At 33.8% G+C, this 17,904-nt stretch carries 11 protein-coding genes; 7 read left to right on the forward strand and 4 right to left on the reverse strand.

Going from position 1 to position 17,904, the window contains the following annotated elements:
* Positions 1 to 187: 187 nt before the first annotated feature.
* Genes IPZ78_RS16590 through IPZ78_RS16605 form a run of 4 tightly spaced genes read right to left on the reverse strand, consistent with a single transcriptional unit; the run spans position 188 to position 6,737 of the window.
* Complete coding sequence (locus IPZ78_RS16590; protein ID WP_225555103.1) at positions 188 to 1,246, reverse strand: DUF5007 domain-containing protein; 1,059 nt, start codon at positions 1,244 to 1,246, stop codon at positions 188 to 190.
* Between the two features lie 8 nt (positions 1,247 to 1,254).
* A complete protein-coding gene (locus tag IPZ78_RS16595) occupies positions 1,255 to 1,971 on the reverse strand; it encodes a hypothetical protein (RefSeq protein ID WP_225555104.1) in 717 nt (238 codons plus the stop codon).
* 17 nt (positions 1,972 to 1,988) lie between these two features.
* Positions 1,989 to 3,554 carry a RagB/SusD family nutrient uptake outer membrane protein gene (locus tag IPZ78_RS16600; RefSeq protein ID WP_225555105.1) on the reverse strand — a complete coding sequence of 522 codons (1,566 nt, stop codon included), beginning with the start codon at positions 3,552 to 3,554 and terminating at the stop codon, positions 1,989 to 1,991.
* A 12-nt stretch (positions 3,555 to 3,566) separates the two neighbouring features.
* Entirely contained in the window at positions 3,567 to 6,737 is a 3,171-nt protein-coding gene (locus IPZ78_RS16605; protein ID WP_225555106.1) for a SusC/RagA family TonB-linked outer membrane protein, read from the reverse strand.
* A gap of 602 nt (positions 6,738 to 7,339) precedes the next feature.
* Here IPZ78_RS16605 and IPZ78_RS16610 point away from each other — a divergent pair.
* The 7 genes from IPZ78_RS16610 to IPZ78_RS16640 all read left to right on the forward strand — a co-directional run bounded on the left by IPZ78_RS16610 (position 7,340) and on the right by IPZ78_RS16640 (position 17,710).
* Positions 7,340 to 7,927, forward strand: a complete 588-nt coding sequence (locus tag IPZ78_RS16610; RefSeq protein ID WP_225555107.1) for an RNA polymerase sigma factor — start codon at positions 7,340 to 7,342, stop codon at positions 7,925 to 7,927.
* 65 nt (positions 7,928 to 7,992) lie between these two features.
* Complete coding sequence (locus IPZ78_RS16615; RefSeq protein WP_225555108.1) at positions 7,993 to 9,153, forward strand: FecR family protein; 1,161 nt, start codon at positions 7,993 to 7,995, stop codon at positions 9,151 to 9,153.
* 38 nt (positions 9,154 to 9,191) lie between these two features.
* On the forward strand, positions 9,192 to 12,560 hold the full coding sequence (locus IPZ78_RS16620; protein ID WP_225555109.1) for a SusC/RagA family TonB-linked outer membrane protein: 3,369 nt from the start codon (positions 9,192 to 9,194) through the stop codon (positions 12,558 to 12,560).
* Between the two features lie 10 nt (positions 12,561 to 12,570).
* Positions 12,571 to 13,992 (forward strand): RagB/SusD family nutrient uptake outer membrane protein, encoded by a 1,422-nt coding sequence (locus IPZ78_RS16625; protein ID WP_225555110.1) that lies wholly within the window; start codon positions 12,571 to 12,573, stop codon positions 13,990 to 13,992.
* An 11-nt stretch (positions 13,993 to 14,003) separates the two neighbouring features.
* Entirely contained in the window at positions 14,004 to 14,702 is a 699-nt protein-coding gene (locus IPZ78_RS16630; RefSeq protein ID WP_225555111.1) for a DUF4843 domain-containing protein, read from the forward strand.
* A 7-nt stretch (positions 14,703 to 14,709) separates the two neighbouring features.
* Positions 14,710 to 16,197 carry a PKD-like family lipoprotein gene (locus tag IPZ78_RS16635; RefSeq protein WP_225555112.1) on the forward strand — a complete coding sequence of 496 codons (1,488 nt, stop codon included), beginning with the start codon at positions 14,710 to 14,712 and terminating at the stop codon, positions 16,195 to 16,197.
* Between the two features lie 19 nt (positions 16,198 to 16,216).
* Positions 16,217 to 17,710 carry a TlpA disulfide reductase family protein gene (locus IPZ78_RS16640; RefSeq protein ID WP_225555113.1) on the forward strand — a complete coding sequence of 498 codons (1,494 nt, stop codon included), beginning with the start codon at positions 16,217 to 16,219 and terminating at the stop codon, positions 17,708 to 17,710.
* The last annotated feature ends 194 nt before the right edge of the window (positions 17,711 to 17,904 follow it).

The following is a 17,904-nucleotide window of genomic DNA, read 5'->3' on the forward strand; positions in this document are numbered from 1 at the left end:
AACTCTTTGTCGTTTAATAATGATTCTCTGTCAATCATAATAATAAAGTTATGTAAATAAAAATGTGGAATCCAATTATTTATGAACTCCACATTTTATTATTTACACACTTTATAAGACAGTGTCTCGTCCAACTTTTGGGGGTCAGTCCATTATCAAGCCTTTTTTATTTATTACTTGCCTAGAATTACTTTCCTGGCTTTTTAGTTGCTCTTAAATGTATCTCCACCAAATAAGTACCTGGAAGATTAAATTTCAAACCAAATCTCATTTGCAAAATATAAGGTCGTGGATCGGTTTTATAAGTAACCTCATACGGTGGATTCCACACATCGACATAATCCGCTGACTCAATATATTCATCGTAAATTCTGTAGTAACATAAAATACCATTTGTCTGCGAATCCCAATACACATCAGGGAATCTAGCTTGTGCATAATCATGGATTACTGCATCTTCAGTAACCGTAGTTTTATATGCAAATGTTTGCATAGTTTTTAAGAAACCAGTACCATCAGGTCTACGCTGTAATGCTTTGCCCGGAAAAACTTTCCCATGCTTATCATAAACCTTCAATATAATTTGATTCGGCCCTTGTGCATCTCTTGTAATCTCAAATCGAGTAGTAGCACTTTGTTGATTGTTGATATCAAACCAATCAACATCATGAGGGTATCTCACACCTGTACCATCCTCAGGTTTTACTAAAGTATAGTAAGGTGCATTGATGTGTTCAAAATGCAAAGGATCTTTAACTTGTAATGTAGTAATACTTTTATATTCCTTTCTTCCTTTCGAATTTTCGACTACGATATCTAACAAATATTCGCCAGTCGGAATATTATCCGTTGCTTGAGTAAACATTAACTGTCCACTTTTCTCTATAATCTGAAAAGGAAGAGTCATTTGCTTTTCACGTTTAGCATCAATTAGTGCTAACGTGGTGTCTGTTTTAGGATCGTACCTTTCTTTCCATACTGTAATTTCAGACTCTTTGAAAAAAGCTTCTTCACGTACTCCCGTCTGCTTATTTCTAACATCCAAGATGCTAATTTTGAAAGGAGGTGTCGAGTTATCAGGAATGATCCCAGTTACGATTTTAAAGACACCTTTATCCACTACTACAGGGTTAGAGCCATAGCGGATATTTTCACTTAAATATCCGACTTCAACCTCTTTACAACTTGTTGAACACAAAATCACAACAAGCAGAATATTAAATGTTAATTTATATATATTTTTCATTCGGCTAGTTATTTAATGTTTAATTTCAAAGATCTGATCCAAGCATGTCCATTATTCAACACATGCAATACACCAGTATTAGTGTGAATACCTGTAGTCTGACAAATCGTTTTGACATCTAAAAGGTTAGTATTCCCACTAGGATCTTTCAGCTGACCAGCGACTAATACATCGCGCTCACCTACTACACGATTATAATACATAAAACTTGGACGCTCTGGTATCAATCCACCAGCATTGTAATCGTCATTGGTATGTTGTTCCAAAGTCATCAAAAAGCTGTAATTATTAAAAGCACTTTGATATGTTTTCCCTGTCGCATCCAAGTTTGTTCTAATAATTTCATCTGGAAACAAGTAAACAGACATAGAATCTCTTAACATCTGAGGTGTAAATTGCTTAAATAACGAATCCAACGTATAATTTTTACGTTCATCGATTCTACGTATTTCAGACTGACGAATAGAGATATAAGCATTTATACTATAGTCAGTTGGCGCAAAAAATGTTTTTTGATTATTTATCAAATCAACCATACCACCTTTATCGATAATCATGATTAATGTATCAAAAAGACCACGAGGGTGTGATTTTAAATAATCATATGTAGTCATGTTGACCTTCGGATTGCTCACTCCTCCATCTATAATTTGATCCTTAGTACATGAAGCAAAAAGTAAAACGGATAAAAAAGTAGCGAAACAAAATTTTATAATATTTTTCATTTTCATTGAAATTAACATTAGTATTTACCCATCCAATATGGAATCTGTGTAATAAGTCGGTTGGAATTAAGGTTAGCATTTTCAATAGGGAAATAATAACCTTTCTGTGCAAATCGATCAGCTCCACCATCGCCTAAAGTGATATTCCAAGAAATAAGGTCTGTCGGGTTAAATTGAAAATCTTGCGCAGAATTCTTTTTCCAAATGTTACGAACGATATCGAAGTAATTATGGCCTTCACCTATCAACTCACGTTGTCTTTCTTTTAAAATCTCCGTATAATACGCTCTATTATTCAAATTGGCACTTACTGGTTCCAAACCCGCTCTTTGACGAATAATGTTCAACGTATTCTGAGAGTCATTGAGTCTACCCAATTGAAATAAAGCTTCTGATTTCAATAGAATAATATCTGCTAAACGGAAAATCACAATGTTACTTTCTGCGCGTAAATCACCTAATGCCGCAGCATTTTTAAAAGTGAAATTTGTATATTTTGTTAATTGGAATCTCTCCGTACGTGCATTATTATCCACAGCTACTACTCCATCATCAAATTTTAGAAAGAAATCTTCTCTCCTCTTATCGTTAGGACTATATAGTTTATCCAAACGTGATTTATCTACGTAATAATTTGGTTCAAAGAAAGGAAACCCAGGATAGCTAATAGAACTGGTTGTACTAAACGTCACAGAAGTAGTGAAAACATTATTTGTATGAGCTGCAGACTCATTTTCACCATCCTTTTGAGTAATGACAAAAATATTCTCCTTTGCTTCATTATTAGAAAAAACTTCGGATACATTGCCTGGGCTCAACAGTGCAAAATTTGCACTTTGATTGATGATAGAATCAGTATAGATTAATGTTTTTTGATAATCATTTTGGAATGCAGATGCATGTGCCAATAAAGCTAATGCAGATCCTTTGTTTCCTTTTCTTCTACCTGACTTATCTACAGATTCCCAAGTCATTAACGAAGAAGCCTTCTGCGCGTCCGCCATGATTAAATCTAGAATTTCCGTGCTAGCTGTACCGCCCTTCAATTCTACATCACTACCACTTTCGGTTGCTTTGAGTTGCAACGGAACATCGCCCCATACTCTAGTTAAATAGAAATATGCTAGCCCACGCATAAAATAAGCTTGACCAATTAAATTATCCTTTTGACCCTCTGCAAAATTAGCATCTGAAATACTTGGAGTCTTTTCAATGATAAGATTTGCCAAATTGATGATTTTGTACCAGTTTACCCAATTCAATGTACCACCTTCTCTGTAATATGGAATCAACCATCCTCTAGTGAAAATATCAGAATGTAAGGTACCATTGTTTGTTACAAAATTTCCAATTGGAGTATCTCCCCACACGAAGAACGCTTGATTATTATTTAACGCATTACGAAATAACCCGTATGTCCCATTAATTGCCCCCTCTACATCCGATTGATTTTTCCAAAATGCATCACTATATGTGTCATTCTTCAACACATTTTCTAATTCTTTCTCACAAGACACAAAAACACTCGTTCCAGTAAGTAAAAATATGCTCAGAATTAACTTTGATATATTTATTTTTTTCATAATTTCTTTAATTTAAAAGTCAAATTGAAGACCTAATGTTACTTTTCTAGGTAATGGATATCCATCAGCCATATCATACCCTTGACCATCTACACGCTCTGCATCAATACCAGAAAAAGATTGGAACATTACTACGTTATCAACTGTAGCATATAATCTTAGTGTGTTTAATTTTGCTCTTTGCATCCAACCATGCTTCGTTGGATCAAAACGATACGTTAAGTTTACATTTTTGATACGCACATACCATCCTGGCTCCATGAACATAGATTGACCTGTTCTCCAAGTATATAGTCCCAAATATGGATTGAACGCTGGATATTGCGCTACATCTCCTTCTTGTTTCCAATAGCTATACTGCTCCAAGTCTCCGATCGAACGTCTAGCCATATCAAATGGATTACCATAGAAGAAGCTATTTGACATGCGTTGCGCAAAAGATTGGTTCATAATATCTCTACCAAGTGTAAAAGTTGTTAACACTTGCAATGAAAAATCTTTATACGTAAATAGATTGTTGAAACCGCCAACTACTTTTGGATTTGAATCACCAAAGAAAGTACGATCGTCTGCACCAATGCCATCTGAAATTGTATAATCACCATTTACATCCACCCAATTTGCATAACCTGGCTTTAATGTCCCCCACTTTGTACTTCCTAGAGCACCGGTGTATGGATTGACGATGATGTCATTTGATGAACTAATAGCGCCATCTACTAAGAAACCATAGTACATATTCAAAGGTTTACCTACCACATATACAGCTTGTCCATAATAGATATCGCGATTACCATTTGGCAAAGCAGTCACCATATTTTTGTTGAATGCCATATTGATTGATGGCGTCCATTGGAATGCCTTTTCATTATCGAACACACGACCACCAATATTCAATTCCAAACCGGAATTTCTTACGGAAGCAGCGTTAGTAAATGTGCTTGCATATCCTGTGTATTCTGGAATGGTAATACTTAACATTTGCCCTGAAGTCTCGCGAGAGTATGCATCAATATTGAAGAAAAATCTGTTACTAAAAAAACTACCATCCACACCTAAATTCCATGTTTCAGTTTGTTGCCATGTAATGTCATCGTTTGTAATTCCGGCATAATTAGGAATAATTGCAGTGGAACCACCATATGAATTTACTGTTCCAGAACCTGCATACGCAGCATCACCAGGTATATACGCATTATAACGGTCATAATCTGTAATACTTGATTCATCACCTGTACGACCCCAACTCGCTCTCAATTTCAATTCATTCATCCAGCCAAGCTCTTGAGCAAAAGATTCATTTGAAATTATCCAACCCACAGCTACAGATGGGAAATTACCCCATTTGTTATTTTTACCAAAACGAGAAGAAGCATCCTTTCTCCATACCGCATCGATTAAATAACGACTGTCGTAATCATAGTGTAGTGCACCCAAAAAAGACAACTTAGCGTAGGTAGACAGATCGGTATATCCATTCAAATTATTAGGGCTTATACCTTTAATTACTTGAATATTATCGTTAGGAATACCTATTCCTAATAAATACATTCCTGTATTCGTACGTGTCTCATACTCGTGAACAAGGTTAGCCGTAAAATTATGTACATCACTAAAAGTCTTCGTCCACAACAAATTGTTCGTCATCAAATACTTTCTGTACTGCGTGTGAGTAGATTTACCAGCAGCCAAATTATCTGAATTCATATATGATGGTGAAAAGAAATCATTTTTAGCCGTAGAATAATTAATGATACTTCTTGAGCTAAGTCTGAAGTCATTCAAGAACGAATATCTTAACTCACCTACTCCAGTTATATCCACATTGATATTATCATTTCGTTGATGCTCATATGGATTTAAAATACCATCAATAGTCCCTTCAGACAACTGGTAAAGAGAAGAGTACATATTTATTGGATTGACGCCATATATATTTCTATAAGATCTTTCACGCAGAAATTCAGTAGTACCTCTCCCTTCTTTACGATCCATAGTCGAGACCTTAAAATTTGTCAACAATTCTAATGATTTAGAAAAATTAAAATTCACATTACTTGTAAAAGAATAACGTTTAAAGCCTGTGTTTTTAACAATACCTTTTTCATCATAATAACCTCCAGAAATTCTATAATTTATATGTTCTGTACCTCCAGAAACTGATAAATCATAATTTTGAAGTAAACCATTTTGAAAAAATAAGTCTTGATAGTCTGTATTACCATTGAAAGCTGGATTCAAACTATCTGTAAGCATAATAGGCAAATTACTCTGTTGGGTGTGTGTACCATAGCGGTATAGTAGACCAAGCTTTTGATTACGTTCAGCTCTTCCCAATAAAGTATTTAGCTTCTCTGGCTGTACAATAAACCCTTGGTAAGTATTCAGACTTATTCTAGGTTTACCCACTCTACCACGCTTCGTTTTAATCAATATAACACCATTATTTGCGCGTGAACCATATAGCGCTGCCGAAGATGCATCTTTCAATACGTCAACAGATTCGATATCGTTTGGATTCAAACTAGACAAAAAATTAGTACCAGTCACATTAAAAGCTCTTATCTCATCATCTGCGATTGGAACTCCATCAATTACATACAATGGATTACTTGTTAAATTCTCAGTATCAAATTGATTACTTGACCTAGGAATACTTGAATTTCCACGGATTACTAATGATGTTTTAACACCAGGCATACCTGTGAAATTCTGGACATTCACACCAGGAAGCTTACCTTGAAGCAATACATCTATACTCGCAGCTGGAAGATTTTCGATATCTTTTGCTGAAATACTAGAAATTGATCCTGTATTTTTAGTTCGATTAATGGTTGTATACCCCGTCACAATAGTTTCTTCGAGCATATTTTCCAATGACTCTAGAGAAACATTAATAACTGAACGATTATTAACAGCCTCTTGCTTTTGTATATAACCAACAATACTGAAAATCAACACATCAGTCGCACCCACGTTAACGCGGAATGAGCCATCCGTCCCTGTTGAAGAAACTACTTTATTACTATTCTTCGATCGTATCGAAACACTACCCAATGGGCCGTTGCTATCAGATACAATACCTGTAACAGTCTGCTGTCCAAAGGCAGTAAAACTATAAGTGAGAATTAGTAATAAAGTAAAAAGAAAATGCTTAGTTCTAAGCAATAAATTTTGATACATAATAAGGGTTATTTTTAATTTTACTTGGGCTAAAACTAACACCACATAAAATCAAAAACAAGCCTTTTTGAGACAATGAAGCAAGAAATCGATTGCGCAATTTGAACAAACGATTGTGTAAAAAGGATCATATAGATTAGAAAAAAAATGCCCAAAAACACACTTATTTTCTTAAAAGTAGGATTAAAATACTTTCGCAAAAAGAGAGGAAAAAAATATCAATTTAAGAGAAATAAAAAAAACTAAAGAGGCAACTTTTTTTCTTTAAAAGAATCACGCAAGAAGGAGACAAATTCAATCATTTGTAACAAAGCATTCATAGATTTCTTCCAATAGCAAATGTATGATGAATGATTCCTCAGTTTGGAACATGTAGAGATAAAATATCTAAATTGAAAGTAGAATTACATCGGATTTCATGATACGTTGAAAAGTATTTCTTTGACACAAAACATGTATCAAAGGTACCATGAGCTATAAATACGAATGGATAAAAGCTATCCGAATTTTGATTGGTACAAAAAAAACTATATTTTCGGACAAATTACCTGTGATTTATACAACATCAAAATCTATAGATTCCTGTGGAATCTAAATTCGCTATGAAAGAGTTAGAAATAAATTCAGATACTCAATTATGTAAACTATTAATCCAAGGGGACCATAAAGCCTTTGCCTCCATATTCAATAAATACAAAAGACAATTAGCGACTAATCTTTATAAACTATTAAGATCTGAAGAAATAACTCAAGATATACTTCAAGAGACATTCATAGCCTTATGGGAAAATCGAGAGAAGTTAGATGATTCAAAACCACTTAAATCCTATATTTTCACTATTGCAGCCAACAAAACGAAAAATGTATTTCGAAAAGCAGCTACGGATGAAAACTATAAAAGTTTACTTTTAGAATATTACCAAGAGGATTATAACCCTATTTTGGACAATATTTATAGGAAAGAAAACCTTCAATTATTAGATAATTTATTAAGTAAATTATCCCCTCAACAAAAAACAATAATTCAATTATCCAAGATTGAACTCAGAACACACAAGGAGATTGCTTCATTATTGGGATTATCTGAACAAACGGTAAATACACATGTGCGAGATGCTAATAAAAAGCTAAAAAGTCTAATAACGACCAACATTAAAATCATTTCTGCGATATTAGTGGCACTTTCTTAAAAAAAATATCATTTGACCTACCTACTTTTGCTCACTTAGGTGTATTAGATATATAGTGAGTACAAATGAAAAACATAGACAGGATTAGAAATCTATATTCTTCGTATAAAAACCGGAAGATATCTTCCATTGAATTAGATGAATTTTTATCAATACTAAATAATGATAAAGATGCTGAAGATGAATTGGTGAAGTGGATAGAGCAAGATTTGTTAGATCACAACATTGAAAATGACCCTATTATCACGAATATAATTGAGAAATCTGAAGCTATAATAATATCAGAGACTTCTAAAAAGAAGATCATATACAAGACCAAACCATCTATTTATATAATTGCAGCGAGTATTATTATGATACTTGCTGCATCAATTCTTTTTGTAAAACATAATTATACCAACCAACATACATCCACTTCAAATGAACTCGCTATCAATGAAGATGTACAACCAGGAGGTAATAGAGCTATTTTAAAATTATCCGATGGTCGCTTGTATGATTTTGATGAAGAGAATACAGAAATTAAGATTGAAGGAAATAATCTTATTTTAGACAATAAAGAAAAAATAAGTGAAATTACAGAATCTGTAGTTGAATTGGAGCTATCAACTCCTCGTAAGGGTAACTATAAAGCGATCCTACCAGATGGAACTAAGGCATGGCTAAATGCAGAATCTAAAATCACCTACCCATCAAAATTTGGTCATAATGAAAGAGTAATTAAAGTCTCTGGCGAAGTATACTTGGAAGTCGCTAAAGTAAATAATTCTAAATTCATTGTTGAACTAGACAATAACAGAAAAATAGAGGTCTTAGGCACTCAATTCAACATTAATGCCTACAAAGAACAAAGCTACCTTAAAACCTCATTGATAGAAGGTAAAGTCAAATTGATTAATCAATTTAATAAATCGGCTATCCTAAGCCCTGGACAAAAAGGGGTGATTTACAAATCGGCAAATAATATTCTCGTATCGCAAACGAATTTGGAAAATGATATCGCTTGGATAAACAGCAAATTCAATTTTGAAGATTTAACATTTGAAGAATCTATGCTCCAAATTGCACGATGGTATGACGTTGAAATAATATATAAAACTGAGATTCCAAAAATAGAATTCTACGGAGAATTAAGTAAACATAACACATTAAATGATCTTATAAATATATTTAAGCAATCCGGCGTAAATATGAATATTAAAAATCAAAAATTAATTATTGAATAACAACACGAACTAAATACCAAACCTATCACCTCATACCTATGAAAGAAAAATTAAATCCGTTTGATTTCAACAATCGAAACACGATTTCTATTCTTCTGAAAAAGGCAAAAATAATTTTTCCCATACTCGGATTAATATTATTGTCTTTCTCTTCGAGCGCCCAAAAAGTAACTATTAAAGGAAAAAACATCCCTTTAAGGTCTGTCTTTGCTCAAATCAAAAAGCAAACAGCTATGAGTGTCTTTGCACGCAAAGACGTATTAGACAGTGCTAAACCTGTATCCTTCGATGGATCAACAATGACTATTGAGGAGGTTCTAACCAAAATAACGAAAGACCAACCGATTCAATACAAGATACTTGGCAAAGAAATTATTATTTCAAAAAAAGATCTACCCAAAAATAACAAATCAACTTCGATATTACAGATTCAGGAACAACAAACACAAATCATAGAAGGCTATGTTTATGATGATTCTGGAAAACCCATCCCAAACGCATCAATTACGTCTAGCGAAAACAATGTGACAGCAGTCTCAAATGCTGATGGTAGGTTTTCCATTCGATCCTCTATTTCGGATGTACTAATTGTAAAAATGTTGGGGTTTGAAAATAAAAGTATTAAAGTTCGCTCTGCTGAGCCACTTAATATCTCAATGCTTGCTAAAACTTTAGAAGTAGAAAGTGTTGTTGTGACGGGATTATTCAACAGACCCAAAGAAAATTTCACTGGAGCAGCAACAACCATGAAAGGAGTGGAATTAAAATCATTCAGCTCCAACAACTTACTAACTGCAGTAAGTGCAATGGATCCTTCTTTCAGAATACTTCCAAATCTATCTCAAGGTAGTAACATAAATGCTCTACCCGAAGTACAAATAAGAGGCACCAACTCTATGCCCAATTTAAGTGGAGAACTTTCGGCCAATCCGAATCAACCTTTATTTATTTTGGATGGTTTTGAAGTGTCATTACAACGTGTAGTGGATCTAGATTTAAACAATATAGAGACTGTTACGATACTAAAAGATGCCGCTGCAACTTCTATATATGGTTCTCGTGGTGCCAATGGTGTAATGGTAATTAATTCAATTACGCCTGCTTCAGGAAAAGTAAGAGTCACTGTAAACAATGACTATAGAATTACTACACCAGATCTCTCAGTATACAGCATGTTAAATGCACAAGAGAAATTAGACTTTGAAAGAAGAGTTGGTATTTATGACCAAAACAATCCTCGATCTCAGTACTTCTACGATGTGATATACAACGAACGCTTAAAAGCGATAGAAAGTGGGGCAAACACAGATTGGTTGGCTCAGCCGGTACAAACTGGACAAAGTAATAGAACATCTTTGTATCTAAATGGAGGTGATAACAGTATTTTGTATGGAATCCAATTGACGGGAGATTTGCAATCAGGTGTAATGAAAGGTCAAAAACGTAACAACTATTCTGGACAATTTGACCTGACCTATAAAGTTAGCAAACTAAGATTCCAAAATTCCATCAGAATATTTCAAAACACATCAAATGAATCGCCCTACGGTTCTTTTAGCAATTATGTAAATCAAAATCCATACTGGAAGCCATTTGATGAAAATGGCAATATCAAACCTATCTTAGAAACAATTCAAACTGGAGAATTAAATTTCACAAGATACGCCAACCCACTGTATGATGCGCACTTGAATATCAAAAATCAGAATCAGTATTTTGGTATTAGTAATAATTTCCAATTGAGATATGATATCACAGCAGGACTATTTTTGGAATCCAATTTAAGTCTTAACAAACAAAGTGGTTCTAATGATCAATTTTATCCGGCTCAACATTCTAGATTCAACAACGTAACAGATGTAACAAGAAAAGGTAGTTACTCAGCTCAAAACAATAATAGTCTTGGTTATGAAAGCAGAACCATGATCAACTATAACCTGAAAAAAAATAAGCACTTAGTCTTTTCAACATTTGGTTTTGACATTGCTAGCACAAATCAAAATTATCATACCATTACTGCCGAAGGGTTTGCTTTTGACAAACTAGATAACCTTTTGTTTGCTACACAATATGAATTGAACAGCAAGCCTTCAGGTGATGAAAGTAAAGTAAATAGAGTGGGATTATTGGCAAATGCCAGTTACAGTTTTGACAACAAATACCTAGTTGATGCTTCACTGCGCCGTGATGGATCTTCTCAATTTGGTGCTGACAAACGATTTGGAACATTCTGGTCATTCGGTGCAGGATGGAATATTCACAATGAATCCTTTATTAAGGATATCGAACAAATCAACAGATTTAAAATTCGCTCATCATATGGTTCCTCTGGAAGTATAAACATTCCAGCATATCAAGCACAGACTAGATATACTTTTGGCACGAATAACATTTATAATGGACAGTTAGGAGCTGAAATCATTAGCTTAGCCAATAAGCGTCTAAGCTGGCAAGATGTCCGTACCTTAAACGTGGGAGCGGATATCGTATTATTTAATGAGAATTTGGATTTAAAATTTGATCATTATCGATCAATTACCAATAACACCATTACAACCATATCGTTACCTTCTTCTACAGGATTCACAAGCTATGTCGAAAATCTAGGTAAAGTAGAAAATATTGGATACGAGATTGGCGCACGTTATAAAGTAATTAATAATCCGCAAGAAGGTATAATTTGGTCTGTAAATGCAAGTGCCTTTTCAAACAAAAACACGCTTAAAGAACTTTCAAACCGTCTTAAAGCAGTCAATGATAAACTAAACAATGAGTCACCGCAACGTGTACCAAATATTCTCTTGACTGAAGGTCAATCAATCAATACAATCTACACGGTACAATCATTAGGTGTAGATCCATCGACGGGTGCAGAAATATTTTTAGATCGATTTGGCAACAAAACGTTCATTTGGAATACACAGGATAAAGTAGCTTCTGGAAAAACAGATCCTAAATGGAACGGATTATTCGGAACACAATTTATTTACAAAGGATTCACATTACAAGCACAATTCGATTATAAATTTGGAGGACAGTTATATAACCAGACACTTATCAATCGTGTTGAAAATGTAAATCCATTATATAACGTAGATCAGCGTGCATATGACTTGGGTTGGACACAACTTGGAGATCGCAGCGATTTTACAAAGATTATGCTGAATAAGCCCCCTACCAGACTTACATCTAGATTTGTTCAAAATGAAAATACATTAAATCTAAATTCGCTATCTCTATCATACAATTTTTATAAAAGTGCTTTCATAAACAGAATGGGGCTAAGTTCTTTTCAAATTACAGCCATCACAAATGACCTATACAGAGCAAGTTCGATTCAAATAGAACGAGGAACTGATAACCCATTTGCAAGAACTTATTCCTTATCACTACGTTGCACCTTCTAAATAAAGTCCTATGAAAAGATATACATATTTACATACACTAATCGTAATACTTCTTCTTTGCTCTTCTTGCGAGAAGTTCTTAAATGTGAATCCAAAGTCCTCTATTTCTGAAGATGATTTATTAAGCTCTGAGGTCGGATTTCAACAAGCGCTCACAGGTGTCTATTCGCAATTTGCGTCAAGAGAATTGTATGGAGACAACCTTACTATGGGGTTTGCAAGTGCACTTGGACAAAACTATACAACAAGTGCAAACTTCAAATTTAAAGAAACCACTGCACTAAATTATCAAACTAGTGAGGTCATGAATTATGGTGAACAAATTTGGCAAAAAAGCTACAAAGCTATAGCTGGATTAAACAACATATTAGCTAATATTGACCAACAGAAGCAATTTTTTATAGGAAACAATTATGTTTTAATCAAAGGAGAATCATTAGGGCTGCGAGCGTACTTACATTTTGATCTATTGAGAATATTTGCTCCGAATAACACTAATGATCCAAATAAATTAGCCATTCCATATAGGACAGAATTAAACTCTACTGCGCAACGATATATTACTGTATCTGAAAGCATCGAACTCATCTTAAAAGACTTAAAAGATGCTGAATCTTTACTTAAAGATATAGACCCTATACTAAAAAACGAAAAAAACAGAAAGTATAGCATGAATTTTCTTGCTATCAAAGCCTTAGAAGCACGTGTCTTACTATACAAAGGAGATAAAACAGGCGCATATAATGCGGCACAATCTGTTATTAATTCTGAAGTATTATCTTTCATTACCAATGCACGAATATCAGCCGCTGCAGCTACGAAAGATAGGTTATTCTCTACTGAGCAGGTATTTTCAATTAGAATTCGTAAAATGATTGATTGGGTAGAAGCAGGAGGATCGCCGTATTTCAAATTTATCGCTAGTGGCTCACCACTCCACCTAACAATAAGCCAAGCTAACTTCAATTCACTCTATGAAACAACGAGTGGCGGAAGTACAGATTATAGATACTTATATCTTACTGAACTTAACGGAAGTGTTCGATTCCCAAGCAAATACTGGCAAACTTGGTCTTTAATAGGCTTTACAGAAAATGACCGTCTGGATCAGACGGTGCCCCTTATTCGTCTGTCAGAATTGTATTACATTATTGCCGAATCTACTCAAAACAGAGATGAAGCTTTTGCAGCAATTAATCAAGTACGAAGAAATAGAGGCTTGAGCCAATTGAATCAAAATGTAGCAAATTTAGAAAATGAGATTAGCAAAGAATACCAAAAAGAATTTTATGCAGAGGGACAGCTATTTTTCTTTTACAAGAGAATTAATGCTAGTACAATGAGATTCAGAACTGGTACAGTGACTGCTAATCACTACATATTGCCAATTCCGAATAGTGAAACAGAATTCAATCCACAACAAAACAACTAAATCTAAACCCTATGAAATATATATTAATATTATTTGTATGCTTTATTGGGCTATTCACAGCATGTAATAAAGCTACTCTTCAACAGTATATAGCTGGAGATGGCGTTTACTTTTATTCCATTGACAGTGCTAATTATTCTTTTGCTAACCAAGTTGGGTTAGTCGAAAAAGATACTGTTTTCGTAAAAATGAGGGTACTCGGTGATGTCAAAGATTTTGATAGAGCATTTCAATTGAAAGCTGTTAAAGGCACAACAGCTAAAGAAAATATACATTATATACTTCCAAAAATTTCAATCAAATCAAATACAAATACCATAGAATATCCTGTAGTCTTACTAAATGCTCCAGACCTAAAAACCAACACCTTACGTCTGGAACTTGAAGTACTCGAAAATGAAAGTTTCCCTCAAGGATCTGGAATCATCAACAACGGTTTAACATACAGTATGTTCAAGATAAATTTCAGCAACAGACTTTTAAAACCAACCTATTGGAATAATATCCAAAGTTATTTTGGCGAATACAGTGATGTGAAATATAAATTCATGATAGATGAGACTGGTTTTTCAGATTTTTCTTTTCAAGTGTTCAACGATCCCGAATTGATTAACTTCAAAGGGCTACTGAATGTAGCTTTACAAGAATACGTTAAAGTAAATGGACCATTATTAGACGAAAACCAAAAACCAATTAGCTTTCCTAACTAATATAACAATGAAAAAACTATATATATTAATTTATTCATGCCTCACATTATTTGTACTTTATTCGTGTACGAAAGATAGTGGGAACTATACCTATACAGATATTAATACCGTTTCTATTAATACAAGCGACTCCGTATTTACTATCCAACAATTAGAAAGATTGACCATCAATCCAGATCTAGCAGAATCTATTCCTGATGATAAAAATTCTTACTCTTACGAATGGTTAATGTTCCCTACGCAAACCAGCAATACATTCGTCCAAATAGAAAATGAAGAAGCAGTTCTTTTATCACGAGAAAAAAATTTAGATCAAATAATAACATTACCTCCCAAACTTTATTTTATCCAATACACTGTTAAAAACGAAATAACAGGGATAAAAAGTATTAAAAGATTTACCGTAAATATTACAGCGGCTTTTCATGAAGGCTGGTTGTTAATGACGAATGTTGATAATAAGGCCAAATTATCGTTCATCCGAAGAGATGGGAATGTATATTTAGATCCATTAAAAGATTATAACAACATTACGCTGAAAGGAAAAGGTCTCGCATCGTTTACAGCTGTTACCGGACAAATAAAAGACATATATGTATTTACTAATGAAGAAATTAGTAGACTTACAGCAAATGATTTTTTAGTCTCTGCAAACCAAAACAATTTATTCAATTTATTTACTATACCAGCTAATATCGAATCACCATTTTTTGCCATAAGTGCATCAAGTTCTGAACAATATATCATCGCTAATGGTAAAGTACACGCCACCACTAATCCAATCTTCGGTGTAAGTAAATATTCGATACCATTCAGCGGTCAGTCTGGCAAACTTTTCCCATTCATCTTTTATGGAGAAACTACTTACATTTCCTTTTATGATAATGAGAATAAAAGATTCTTACAATCTAGTTTCTTTGGACGTGCGCTGCAGACATTTTCCAACAATATAAATAACAAATATGACCTAAACAACGTAGGAAAAACTATGGTTGCGGCAGATCTAGGGGCACAAAGAGAGTTTTATACAATAATGAAAGATAATAGTAATCAATATTATTTCTATGCATATAACCCGTTTACTACCAACCAAGCTACCTCGTTCCAAAAAATACAAAATAGTCCTGAAATTGATAAAGCAATTAGTTTTGCTAGTTCATCTTCCATTCCACATATATATTATGCCACAGACAACAAAATATATTTGTATGACATCCAATCTAACAGCTCTAGAGGGCCTCTTTACGAATTTCCGAGTGGTACTAAAGTAAAAATGATATCCATGTATAAACACAAAGGTTGGGGCTCTACGGCTATAACGGATCCTGACTTTAATAAAATACTTGTCGTAGCAGCCAATACAGCGACTGAGGGAAGTGTGTATTATTTCAGATTAGACCCGACGGGGAATTTTGAAAATCAAAAATTCGAAAAAGTATATAACGGATTCGGTCAAATAGAACATATCAATTACCGTAATCGAAACGAGCAATAAATTTGAACTCAAATCTTATATGAATAACATAAAAACGATATTATCAGCTCTATTGACATGCCTATTTTTGAATAGTCTACAAGCACAAATAGCGGCACAGAAAGGCGCATCATTAACAGATATATATATTAGAATTAATGAACTAGCGACCAAGCATGATCCAGCTTCGAAAGCTGCACTAGGTTTAGAAGCCGATGCATTGATGAAAAAAGATTCTGAGCAACTAATGAATCTTGGTGCTTCTTTATATGAGGCACTTCAAAGAAAAAAAGATGCTGAAAAAGCTCATAAAGCTGTTATTAAAAAATTTCCTAGGGGCAATACTGTACGTATGAATGAGTATAATAAAATATTTGTAGCAAAGCATAATCTACCGATCGCAGAGGTAGAAAAACTTTATATAAAATGGTTAACTAAATTCCCAATAGACTCATTCAAAAAAGAAGAAAGAAGCATTTATGCTCAGGCAGATGCGCAAATGGCAACTTTATTTTTTAGAGAAAAAAATCCTTCAAAAGGAAAAGAGTATATTGAAAGATTGAAAACTTCTCCTAATTATACGGTATTTGTCAATGGTGTTGGTAGGGATTTGATAAATGTCAAAAATAATTCCACGGCAATTGAATTATTAGAACCTGCTTATAAAATTGCAAAACATGCTACTATAGCATCTGAAGACTTCGAAAACAAAATCGCAATAGTAAGATCTTATAACAATTTAGCTCCAACTTATGCTAGGGCTTTATTGAACGTATCTAAAATAGATGAAGCAACTACTGTATTAGAAGAATATATTAAATTCTCTAATAACAGAAGTACCTACAATGTAGAATTATTAGCTCAAGCGTATTCACAGAATAATAGAGATTTGGATGCCTTCATCCTATTGAGTGACTATCTCAATAATCATATCAGTGAAGAAAGAATGATTAATAAGGTTCGCGAATTGTACAGTAAACTAAATCGAAATCAAAACCAGAATATTGAAACTTACATTAACACCATTTCTGCTAAATCCAATCAAGCTGTACTTGCCAAGTATAAAAAAGAAATGATTAAGAAAGAAGCCCCAAATTTCTCATTGACAAATTTGAAGGGTGAAACCATTTCATTAAAGGATTTAAGAGGTAAAGTTGTAATCTTAGATTTTTGGGCTACATGGTGTGGACCCTGTAAAAATTCATTCCCTGGCATGCAGGCTGCTGTAAACAAATACAAAGGTGACAAAGAGGTAGAATTCTTCTTCGTCGATACATGGCAAAAAGAAGAAAATTACAAAGAACTCGTTGATCAATTTATTAAAGAAAACAATTACACATTTCATGTGCTATTTGATGAAATGAAAGATCGTTCAAATAATACTGCTACTGCATACGGTGTGCGAGGTATACCGCACAAAGTAGTGATTGATAAGGATGGATTTATTCGTTTTGAAACAGCAGGAGGAGCTGCAGATATCGACAAAATAGTAAATGAAATGAGTGCTAAGATCGAATTAGCTAAAAAAGGATAATTAATATCACATTTTGACACCTTGAATATTATATAAATACGTTTACCAAACCAATTAAAATCCGAAAGAGGCTGTCTAAAAAGGTCTGTTAATTAAAGAGCCCCGTCATTAAAAAATAATGGCGGGGCTTATGTTTTTTGTCCTCAATTTTTTGTAAATTGAGGTGCACCCAAAAAACGATATGAAAGTACAAT

Source organism: Sphingobacterium bovistauri, from assembly GCF_020295405.1.
GTDB classification, from domain to species: Bacteria; Bacteroidota; Bacteroidia; order Sphingobacteriales; family Sphingobacteriaceae; genus Sphingobacterium; species Sphingobacterium bovistauri.

Excerpts from the sequence above, each read along its gene's own strand:
- IPZ78_RS16605 (WP_225555106.1), bottom strand. The coding sequence starts at position 6,737 with ATGTATCAAAATTTATTGCTTAGAACTAAGCATTTTCTTTTTACTTTA.
- IPZ78_RS16590 (WP_225555103.1), bottom strand. The coding sequence starts at position 1,246 with ATGAAAAATATATATAAATTAACATTTAATATTCTGCTTGTTGTGATT.
- IPZ78_RS16615 (WP_225555108.1), top strand. The coding sequence starts at position 7,993 with ATGAAAAACATAGACAGGATTAGAAATCTATATTCTTCGTATAAAAAC.
- IPZ78_RS16635 (WP_225555112.1), top strand. The coding sequence starts at position 14,710 with ATGAAAAAACTATATATATTAATTTATTCATGCCTCACATTATTTGTA.
- IPZ78_RS16610 (WP_225555107.1), top strand. The coding sequence starts at position 7,340 with ATGAAAGAGTTAGAAATAAATTCAGATACTCAATTATGTAAACTATTA.
- IPZ78_RS16625 (WP_225555110.1), top strand. The coding sequence starts at position 12,571 with ATGAAAAGATATACATATTTACATACACTAATCGTAATACTTCTTCTT.
- IPZ78_RS16595 (WP_225555104.1), bottom strand. The coding sequence starts at position 1,971 with ATGAAAAATATTATAAAATTTTGTTTCGCTACTTTTTTATCCGTTTTA.
- IPZ78_RS16640 (WP_225555113.1), top strand. The coding sequence starts at position 16,217 with ATGAATAACATAAAAACGATATTATCAGCTCTATTGACATGCCTATTT.
- IPZ78_RS16620 (WP_225555109.1), top strand. The coding sequence starts at position 9,192 with ATGAAAGAAAAATTAAATCCGTTTGATTTCAACAATCGAAACACGATT.
- IPZ78_RS16630 (WP_225555111.1), top strand. The coding sequence starts at position 14,004 with ATGAAATATATATTAATATTATTTGTATGCTTTATTGGGCTATTCACA.
- IPZ78_RS16600 (WP_225555105.1), bottom strand. The coding sequence starts at position 3,554 with ATGAAAAAAATAAATATATCAAAGTTAATTCTGAGCATATTTTTACTT.